The sequence below is a fragment of the Roseinatronobacter domitianus genome, assembly GCF_023336755.1.
GTDB lineage: Bacteria > Pseudomonadota > Alphaproteobacteria > Rhodobacterales > Rhodobacteraceae > Roseinatronobacter > Roseinatronobacter domitianus.
The window spans coordinates 1-1,333 of the sequence record NZ_JALZWP010000049.1 but is presented as its reverse complement, the minus strand read 5'-3'; the positions used below and the strand labels follow the sequence as shown (position 1 = coordinate 1,333).

Genomic DNA, 1,333 nt, shown 5'->3' with positions numbered 1-1,333 from the left:
GGGAGTGTCATGAACTTTGTGTATCTGGTCTGGCCCATGCGGGTTTCAGATACGGTTACGCATTGAAGCGATCCTCGAACATTATGGCGAAATGGTTGCGGGCGGCAAACCATTCCCGGACATTTCGACCACCTTTCTCAAAGTTGCGGATCGCCAAGTAAATCAGCTTTGTGGCTGCCTCTTCGGTGGGGAATGATCCACGGGTCTTGATCGATTTGCGGATCACGCGGTTCAGGCTTTCGATCGCGTTCGTGGTGTAGATGATCTTGCGGATGGCCGGATCGAAGGCGAAGAACGGGATCACCTCCTGCCACGCTCTGCGCCAGGCCGGTGCGATGGAGGCATATTTTCCGGCCCACTTTTCCTCGAAGGTGTCCAGCTCAACCCCGGCCTGATCGGCCGTCGGGGCACTGTAAATCCGCCGCAGATCAGCGGCTACCTCCTTGCGGTCCTTCCAGGCGCAGAAGTTCAGCGAGTGGCGCACAAGGTGGACAATGCACGTTTGCACGGCCGTGTCAGGAAAGGCGGCGGTGATGGCGTCAGGGAAGCCCTTGAGGCCGTCCACGACCGCGATCAGGATGTCCTGCACCCCGCGGTTCTTCAGTTCCGTCACCACGGATAGCCAGAATTTGGCGCCCTCATTGTCGGCGATCCACAGGCCCAGCACCTCGCGCATGCCATCTCTGTTGACGCCGAGAGCGACGTAGACGGCCTTGTTCTTGACCATGCGGCTATCAGCGTCGCGGATCTTGACCCGCAGAGCGTCGAAAATAACGATGGGATACATCCTGTCCAGCGCACGGGACTGCCATTCCCGGACCTCGTCCAGCACCGCGTCGGTGACACGACTGATCAGATCTGGCGATACCTGAAGGCCGTAAACGTCCTCGAGATGGGCGCGGATGTCACGGACCGTCAGACCGGCGGCATAGAGGCCGATGATCTTGTCATCCATCCCGTCGATCCGGGTCTGGCCCTTCTTCACCAGTTCAGGCTCGAAGCTGCCGTCCCGGTCACGCGGAACCGCGATCGGCAGCTCCCCATCCTGGCCTTTCAGTCTCTTGGCGGATGAGCCGTTACGGCGGTTGGTTTGATCGGTTGGCGCGTCCTTGCCGTCCTCATAGCCCAGGTGCGAAGTCAGTTCGGCACCCAGCATCCGCTCCATCAGCTTGATCTTCAGCTCTTTCATCAAGCCGTCGTTGCCAAGCAGATCTTCAGGGCGCTCGCAGCCCTTCAGAAGTTCGTCCAGCAGTTCCTTGGAAATCGTCATCGTCCTTGCTCCTCTCAGGAAGCATGGACCAGATCCCGGTTACACAGAAGATCGGACACTCTC

The 1,333-nt window shown here is 59.1% G+C and carries 1 protein-coding gene; it reads right to left on the bottom strand.

Annotation, left to right across the window (positions count from 1 at the left end):
• Window positions 1-55 precede the first annotated feature (55 nt).
• Window positions 56-1,270, bottom strand: a complete 1,215-nt coding sequence (locus M3N55_RS16650; protein WP_249060977.1) for an IS256 family transposase — start codon at window positions 1,268-1,270, stop codon at window positions 56-58.
• Between the last annotated feature and the right edge of the window lie 63 nt (window positions 1,271-1,333).

Excerpts from the sequence above, each read along its gene's own strand:
- M3N55_RS16650 (WP_249060977.1), bottom strand. The coding sequence starts at position 1,270 with ATGACGATTTCCAAGGAACTGCTGGACGAACTTCTGAAGGGCTGCGAG.